Here is a 7,156-nt window from a genome sequence, read left to right on the forward strand (position 1 = left end):
GGCGCCCGCCCCGCGGGCGAGATCTACACCGGCGTCTTGTACGACGCCCTGGGCCTCGCCACCCTGGACGCCGCCGCCAAGCGCCGCGCGGCCCGCTCGCTGCTCGTGTTCTCCGGGCTCTGGGGCGCCGTCGGCATCACCGACCGCATCCCCTCCTACCGCTGCTCGATGGGCGTGAAGCTGCCCGGCCTCGGCGCACTCGGCGCCTACTGGCGTACGCCGATGGCCTCGGCGATGCCGGAAGCGGCGGGCGACGGACTCGTACTGGACCTGCGGTCGTCGGCGTACGCGGCGGCGTGGAAGCCGAAGGGCGAGGTCGCCGACCGGACGGCGACGGTACGGGTGCTGCACGCGCAGATGGTCGACGGGGTCGAGAAGCGCTCCGTCGTCTCGCACTTCAACAAGGCGACGAAGGGGCGGATCGTGCGCTCCCTGCTGGAGACCGGCGCGCAGCCGAAGGGCCCGGCCGAGCTGGTCGAGGCTCTGCGGGATCTCGGGCACGTGGTGGAGGCCGAGGTGCCGGCGAAGGCGGGTAAGGCGTGGGGGCTCGATGTGGTGGTGCGGGAGATCCACTGACGTTCCCGGCTTACGGCCTGGTTGCAGCATGCGCAACGCCCTTTGCGCATACTGCGTGGGGCGAGGCAGGATGCTCCCATGACTTCCCCCTCCGCCGCGGCCTCCGGCTCCGTGCTCGATCTCGCCCCCGTCGTTCCCGTAGTCGTCGTGGAGGACGTCGCCGACGCCGTGCCGCTGGCGCGCGCCCTTGTCGCGGGCGGGCTGCCCGCGATCGAGGTGACGCTGCGGACGCCCGCCGCGCTCGACGCGATCCGGGCCATCGCGGCCGAGGTGCCGGACGCGGTGGTGGGCGCGGGTACGGTCATCTCGCCCCGGGGCGTCGAGGAGTCCGTGGACGCCGGGGCCCGGTTCCTGGTCAGCCCCGGCTGGACGGACACGCTGCTGGCCGCGATGAAGGCGTCCGGGGTGCCGTTCCTGCCGGGTGTCTCTACGACGTCCGAGGTCGTGGCGCTGCTTGAGCGGGGCGTGCGGGAGATGAAGTTCTTCCCGGCTGAGGCGGCGGGCGGTACGGCCTATCTCAAGTCGCTCGGGGGGCCGCTGCCCCAGGCCCGCTTCTGCCCTACGGGCGGTATCGGCCTCGCGTCCGCGCCGTCGTACCTCGCGCTGCCGAACGTCGGCTGTGTGGGGGGCAGTTGGATGCTGCCCGCTGACGCGGTCCCGGCGAAGGACTGGGGCCGGATCGAGACTCTGGCCCGCGAAGCCGCTGCGCTGGGCTGATGCTGGCCCCTGGGCCTTGGGTGGGTGCGCTTCTGCGGGTGCGTCGCGGCTGGTCGCGCCGTTCCCCGCGCCCCTTGCTGGGCCGGAGGTGCGCTGGCTTCTGCGGGTGCTTCGTGGTTGAGTGCGCCGTTCCTCGCGCCGCTTGCGGGGGCGAGGCTGCGGCGCCCGTAGGGGCGCGGGGAACTGCGCGGTCAGCCACGGCGCAGCCGCAGGGGATCCGTTCGCTACCGCAGGTGTGACGTGTCGTTCAGGAGGCGGACCGATGCGTTGCCGTCTCCGTAGTACGCCACCGCCGAGACTGAGGCCGCCGAGAGTTCCATGCGGAACAGGGACTCCGGGGGTGCGCCCAGTGCCAGGCGTACCAGGGTCTTGATCGGGGTGACGTGGGTGACCAGGAGGACCGTGCGGCCCGCGTACTCGGCGGCCAGACGGTCCCTCGCGGCGGACACCCTCACGGCCACCTCGGCGAAGGACTCACCGCCCGGCGGTGCCGTGTCCGGTGAGGCGAGCCACGCGTTCAGCTCATCGGGCTGACGCGCCCGCACCTCGCCGAACGTGAGGCCCTCCCAGGCCCCGAAGTCCGTCTCGCGCAGCCCGTCCTCGATGCGTACGTCGAGGCCGAGGCGGGCGGCGACGGCCTGCGCGGTCTCCTGGCAGCGCTTCAGCGGCGAGGAGACGATCGCCTGGATCGTGCCGCGCACGGCGAACGCCGCCGCCGCACGCTCGGCCTGTTCCCGCCCGATCTCGGAGAGGGAGGGGTCGGTTCCGCCGCTGCCGGAGAAGCGCTTCTGCGGCGTCAGCGCGGTCTCGCCGTGCCGCAGCAGCACGAAGGTCGCCGGAGCGCCGAGGTCGGCCGGTGCCGCCCAGCCGACGGACGGCACCTGAGCGGCCGCCACGTTGCCCGCGGCGCGGGCGTCATCGGCACCCGAGGGCTCAGAGGCCTTCCCCGCGACCCCCGCGGCCCGCGCGGCCCGCGCGTCCAGCTCCGCCGTCGACTCCGACGCCACCCACTGCTCGCCCCGCTTGCCCGCGTCCATCGCCTCGTTGGCGAGACGGTCGGCGTGCTTGTTCTTCTCGCGCGGGATCCACTCGTACGTCACCTGCGACGAGGGAAAGACCCTCGCGGCCTCGGCGGCGAGCGGCTTCATGTCCGGGTGCTTGATCTTCCAGCGGCCCGACATCTGCTCGACGACGAGCTTGGAGTCCATCCGGACGTGGACCGAGGCGGTCGGGTCGAGGTCGTGGGCCGCCTTCAGGCCGGCCACCAGACCCTTGTACTCGGCGACGTTGTTCGTCGCGACGCCGATGTACTCCGCGGCCTCCCGCAGGGTCTCCCCCGTGGCCGCGTCGATGACGACCGAGCCGTAGCCCGCGGGCCCCGGGTTGCCCCGCGACCCGCCGTCGGCCTCGACGATGAACTCCCGCACGGGCAAGGCTCCTAGATGCCGGACTCGGACGTGCGGACCAGGATGCGGCTGCAGTTCTCGCACCGCACGACCGTGTCGGGGGACGCCGCCTTCACCTCGTTGACCCCGGTGATGTCCAGCTCGATGCGGCAGCCCTCGCAGCGACGCTGGTAGAGCTTGGCCGCGCCGATGCCGCCCTCCTTGACGCGCAGCTTGTCGTAGAGCTTGAGCAGGTCGGCCGGGACCGAACCCGCCACGACCTCGCGCTCCTTGGCGGCGGTGGCGGCGTCGCCGTCGATCTCCTCGGCGGCGGCGTCACGCCGTGCCGTCGCGTCGTCGATCTTCGACTGGACGGAGGAGACACGTTCCGCCAGCTCGGAGACGCGCTCCTGGGCGGACTCGCGGCGCTCCATGACCTCGAGGACCACGTCCTCCAGGTCGCCCTGGCGCTTGGCGAGCGAGGCGATCTCGCGCTGGAGGTTCTCCAGGTCCTTGGGGGACGTCACGGCGCCCGAGTCCAGGCGCTGCTGGTCGCGGTTGGCGCGCTGGCGCACCTGGTCGACGTCCTGCTCCGCCTTGGTCTGCTCGCGGGCGCAGTCGCTCTCCTCGGTCGTCGAGGCGACGTGCAGATCGCGCAGCTGCGCGAGGTCCTTGTTCAGGGACTCGATCTCGGCGTGCTCGGGCAGGGACTTCTTCCGGTGCGCCAGCTGCTGGAGGCGTACGTCGAGTGCCTGGACGTCGAGGAGTCGGATCTGGTCGGCGGGCGCGGCGTTAATTGGAGGCTCCTGTTGTGTCGGTAGTCGAGGCCGCGTGGGCGGTCCAGGGGTCGGTGACCGTCTTGGAGACGTGGACGCGAAGTCCCCATCCGTGACGGTCGGAGATCTGATCGAGCTGCGCCGCGGCCAGCTCGCACCACGGCCACTCGGTGGCCCAGTGCGCGGCGTCGAGCAGCGCGAGCGGCGTCTGCGCGCGGGCCTCGGACACCGGGTGGTGGCGCAGGTCCGCGGTGAGGAAGGCGTCAGCGCCGGCGGCCCGCACGTCGTCGAAGAGGCTGTCGCCGGAGCCGCCGCTGACCGCGACGGTGCGGACGAGCTGATCCGGGTCGCCCGCGACCCGGATGCCCTGCGCGGTGGCGGGCAGCCGCTCGGCCGCGCGGGCGGCGAGCTCCCGGAGCGTCAGGGGGTGTTCGAGTTCGCAGATGCGGCCCAGACCCCGACGGCCCCGCGGGTCGGCCGGGTCCGGTACGAGGGGACGGACGACCCGGAGGCCGAGGGCCCCCGCGAGGGCGTCCGAGACGCCCGGATCGGCGCGGTCGGCGTTCGTGTGGGCGACGTGCAGCGCAACGTCGTTCTTGATGAGGTCGTGGACGACGCGGCCCTTGAAGGTGCCGGCCGAGACCGTCGTCGTGCCGCGCAGATAGAGCGGGTGGTGCGTGAGCAGAAGCTGGGCGCCCAGCTTCACCGCCTCGTCGACGATGTCCTGGACGGGGTCGACGGCGAAGAGGACACGGGTGACCTCCGCGTCGGGGTCGCCGCAGACGGTGCCGACCGCATCCCAGCTCTCGGCCAGTTCGGCGGGCCACAGGGCGTCGAGGGCGGCGATGACTTCAGACAGACGGGGCACGGGGAAAGGCTACCTTCCCGCTGCACTCGGCATGTCGTACGTCACGCACCGGTGCCGGGCTGCTACTGAGCGCCCCGCACGCCCCTTACGGAGCCAGGTCGGACCTGAGGTCGCCCAGGACCTCGTTCGCCGCCGTCACGCCGAGGCCCAGGTACCAGGTCTCGTCCGGGACGTCCTTCGCGTGCCCGGACCTGACCGCGTCGAGCTTCTTCCACAGCGGGTTCTTCTCGGCCTCTGAGCGGCCCGTCTTCTTCGCGTCACCGTAGACGCCGGTGAAGATCCAGTCCGCGTCGGCGTCGTCGATCTTCTCGGTGCTGATCTCCGTGGCGAGGTCGTTGACCTGCTGGTTCTTGGGGCGGGGCAGGCCGGTGTCGTCGAGGATCGTGCCGATGAAGGACGCCTTCGCGTAGAGGCGGACGCGGTCCGGCATGTAGCGGAGCATCGTGATCGTCGGCTTGTCGTCGCCGATGTCGCGGCCCAGGGCCTTCGCCTTCTTCTCGTACGCGGCGAGCTCCGTCTTCGCCTCGGCGGTCTTGTCGAGCGCGGCGGCGTTCAGGAGGTAGTTCTCCTTCCACGTGAAGCCGGGGCGGATGGAGAAGACGGTCGGGGCGATCTCGGAGAGCTGCGGGTAGAGCTTGGCGGCGCGCAGTTCGCTGCCGAGGATGAGGTCCGGCTTGAGGTTCGCGATCGCTTCGAGGTTGAGGGCGTTGATCGTGCCGACGTTCTCGGGCTTCCCCGCGTCCTTCTTCAGGTAGCCGGGGATGCCGTCGTCTCCCTCGGTGGGGGCGTAGCCGACGGGCTTAACGCCGAGCGAGACGACGTTGTCGAGCTCGCCGACGTCCAGGACCACGACCCTCTTGGGCGCGGCCTTGAGCTCGGTCTTGCCGCGGGCGTGCGTGATGGTGCGCGGGAACGCGCCGGGCTTGGCCGTGGTGCCCATCTTCGCGGTCTGCTCGGCGGCCTCGGCGAAGTCGTCGCCGCCCTGGGCGACGGCCTTGCTGCCGCTCCCGTCGTCGGACGTGCCGGAGCCGTCGCCGGACCCGCAGGCCGCGAGGGAGAGCGCTCCGGCCACGGCGAGGGCGAGGGCCGTGGTGGCACGGTGGCGGCGGGATCGCCGGGAACGCAGGGGTCGTACGGACCGCGGGGACGGGGACATCGGCGTGCTCCAGGGGGTGCGCTGGTCGCTCTGCCGCCCGGCGGATGCGCCGCCCGACCGCTCCACAACCACTTAGGTTCGCCTTACTTTAAGCGCGCGCCTCCCGCGCAGCACAACCACCCCCGCCCCCTCAGGCGAATCGGTACATCGCCACCCTTCTGTGTGAAGCGGGCGTCCACAGGTGCCACGGCAGTGCGTGCGAAAACTAGCTTCGTGGCCCGGAGGTACCCCCCATGACAGCGCCCACGCTTGAGCCCGAGCCCATGACCGAGCCGATGACCGCGCCCGCAAGCGCGCCCACGTCCCGCCCGGCCCCCGCCACGCCCCCGGTGATCACGGCGAACGGCGCGTACGCCGCCCGTCTCACCCACACCGGCGGCTCCTGGTTCCCCGAGCGCTGGACCCTCGACTCCCCCGAGCCCTACGCGGTGCCGCTGCCCGGCAGCCAGCCGGAGGAGCCCGGCACGGAGGTGCTCCCGATGGCCGACGGGAGGGTCCTGATCCACCGTGTCGCCGACCGGCGGCACATGTTCGCGCTCCTGTACCCCACGGGACCCCAGACCGGTGAGGTGCCGCTGGGCGCCGTGGAGTGCGGCGAGTCCCGCCTGACGCTGCTGCCGCCATCGCCGGTCGGCAGCCAGGCCTACGCGCTCGCGGTGGGCACGCACTCGACGGCCCTGTGGCTGGTGGCGGGCGGCGCCTTCGGGCCCGAGCACGTCGCCGAGATCCCGGGGCACTGTTCGGGCGGGGTCTGGCTGGACGGCGAGGGCCGGATGCTGGCCCTGGACCGGGAGTCGGGCGGGCGCGTCAAGGCGGTCGCGGTGGACCTGGAGCGGGGCGGCGAGGTGTCGCCCCTCCTTCAGATCGCCGACGAGAGCGACGACCGGCTGCTGCTCGCTGACGCCGACAGCGGGCTGCTCCTGATCCGCTCGGACGCGCCGGGGCACGAACGGCTCGGCTGGGGGGTCCTCGGCGGTACGCGCCCGGTGCGCTTCCCCGAGTGCCTCCGCCTGCCCGACCTCGCGGTGACGCCGTTCGCCATCCAGCCCGGGCAGACGTTGATGCCGGAGAACTGTGCGGTGGCGTTGCGGATCGACGGGGTGGCGGGAAGCTGGCTCGGCGTCTGGCGTCCCGCCGAGCGGCGCCTGCATCAACTGGCCGCGCCTGCGGGGTGGTTGGCCGGTTCCGGCTGGTGGACGCGGGAGGGGACCCTGCGTCTTCCGTACGTGACGGAGGCGGTGTCCTGCGGGGTCGAGGAGGTGGAACTCCCCGCTCCGGCACAGGCGCCCGCCCCGGTCGCCGCGCGGCCCGTTCCGTTGCAGCAGGCGCCCCTCACCGGGCGCGGGGCGGTTGGTTAGACTCGCCCGGCTACACCGAGCGATCTTCTTTACAGAGTTACAGAGTTACCGAATTACAGAGTTACCGGTTATACGGGGTGATTATGTCGATGCAGACCGAGATCAATACGGATTCCGAGCGGAATCCCGAGCCGCGTGAGGCGGCGGACACCTCCGGTGCGGGCAAGCACCGGGGTCCTGTGGCCGAGCATGACGAGGCGGGGGCGCCGCAGGGCCGTCACCGCCGGCCGGGCGACGAGTAGGCCCCTGGCCTTGGGTGCCGGCAATCACCGGCTCCGCCGAGTTCGTCCTCAAACGCCGGACGGGCTGGAGATCCAGCC

8 protein-coding genes are annotated in these 7,156 nt (G+C 72.3%); 4 read left to right on the top strand and 4 right to left on the bottom strand.

The genetic code is table 11. The features are described 5' to 3' along the window. Both yaaA and eda read left to right on the top strand, forming a co-directional pair. Window positions 1-576 (top strand): peroxide stress protein YaaA (yaaA, locus tag ACQKIP_RS34680; RefSeq protein ID WP_427745053.1); only part of this gene is annotated, 576 nt, incomplete at its 5' end. Between the two features lie 78 nt (window positions 577-654). Continuing rightward, window positions 655-1,293, top strand: coding sequence for a bifunctional 4-hydroxy-2-oxoglutarate aldolase/2-dehydro-3-deoxy-phosphogluconate aldolase (gene eda, locus ACQKIP_RS34685; protein WP_365852414.1), 639 nt, complete (start codon window positions 655-657; stop codon window positions 1,291-1,293). Window positions 1,294-1,517: 224 nt separating this feature from the next. On the opposite strand, the gene ACQKIP_RS34690 is transcribed toward eda, so the two are convergent. From ACQKIP_RS34690 to ACQKIP_RS34705, 4 genes are all read right to left on the bottom strand, one after another. Then, on the bottom strand, window positions 1,518-2,720 hold the full coding sequence (locus ACQKIP_RS34690; RefSeq protein WP_365852412.1) for a bifunctional RNase H/acid phosphatase: 1,203 nt from the start codon (window positions 2,718-2,720) through the stop codon (window positions 1,518-1,520). 11 nt (window positions 2,721-2,731) lie between these two features. Then, window positions 2,732-3,475 (bottom strand): zinc ribbon domain-containing protein, encoded by a 744-nt coding sequence (locus ACQKIP_RS34695; RefSeq protein ID WP_365853414.1) that lies wholly within the window; start codon window positions 3,473-3,475, stop codon window positions 2,732-2,734. Further along, on the bottom strand, window positions 3,471-4,322 hold the full coding sequence (locus ACQKIP_RS34700) for a Nif3-like dinuclear metal center hexameric protein (RefSeq protein ID WP_365852410.1): 852 nt from the start codon (window positions 4,320-4,322) through the stop codon (window positions 3,471-3,473). Before ACQKIP_RS34700 ends, ACQKIP_RS34695 begins: the two co-directional genes overlap by 5 nt. 85 nt (window positions 4,323-4,407) lie before the next feature. Then, complete coding sequence (locus ACQKIP_RS34705) at window positions 4,408-5,478, bottom strand: ABC transporter substrate-binding protein (RefSeq protein ID WP_365852408.1); 1,071 nt, start codon at window positions 5,476-5,478, stop codon at window positions 4,408-4,410. Between the two features lie 233 nt (window positions 5,479-5,711). On the opposite strand from ACQKIP_RS34705, the gene ACQKIP_RS34710 reads away from it, so the two are divergent. Continuing rightward, window positions 5,712-6,836: a hypothetical protein gene (locus tag ACQKIP_RS34710; RefSeq protein ID WP_365852406.1), complete on the top strand. Its 1,125-nt coding sequence runs from the start codon at window positions 5,712-5,714 to the stop codon at window positions 6,834-6,836. 89 nt (window positions 6,837-6,925) lie between these two features. Further along, window positions 6,926-7,078 carry a hypothetical protein gene (locus ACQKIP_RS34715; RefSeq protein ID WP_365852404.1) on the top strand — a complete coding sequence of 51 codons (153 nt, stop codon included), beginning with the start codon at window positions 6,926-6,928 and terminating at the stop codon, window positions 7,076-7,078. The last annotated feature ends 78 nt before the right edge of the window (window positions 7,079-7,156 follow it).

The organism is Streptomyces sp. NPDC059900 (assembly GCF_050270335.1).
Classification (GTDB): Bacteria; Actinomycetota; Actinomycetes; order Streptomycetales; family Streptomycetaceae; genus Streptomyces.

What these genes read in the sequence shown, in the direction of transcription:
- ACQKIP_RS34710 (WP_365852406.1), top strand. Translation starts at nt 5,712, where the DNA reads ATGACAGCGCCCACGCTTGAGCCCGAGCCCATGACCGAGCCGATGACC.
- eda (WP_365852414.1), top strand. Translation starts at nt 655, where the DNA reads ATGACTTCCCCCTCCGCCGCGGCCTCCGGCTCCGTGCTCGATCTCGCC.
- ACQKIP_RS34705 (WP_365852408.1), bottom strand. Translation starts at nt 5,478, where the DNA reads ATGTCCCCGTCCCCGCGGTCCGTACGACCCCTGCGTTCCCGGCGATCC.
- ACQKIP_RS34715 (WP_365852404.1), top strand. Translation starts at nt 6,926, where the DNA reads ATGCAGACCGAGATCAATACGGATTCCGAGCGGAATCCCGAGCCGCGT.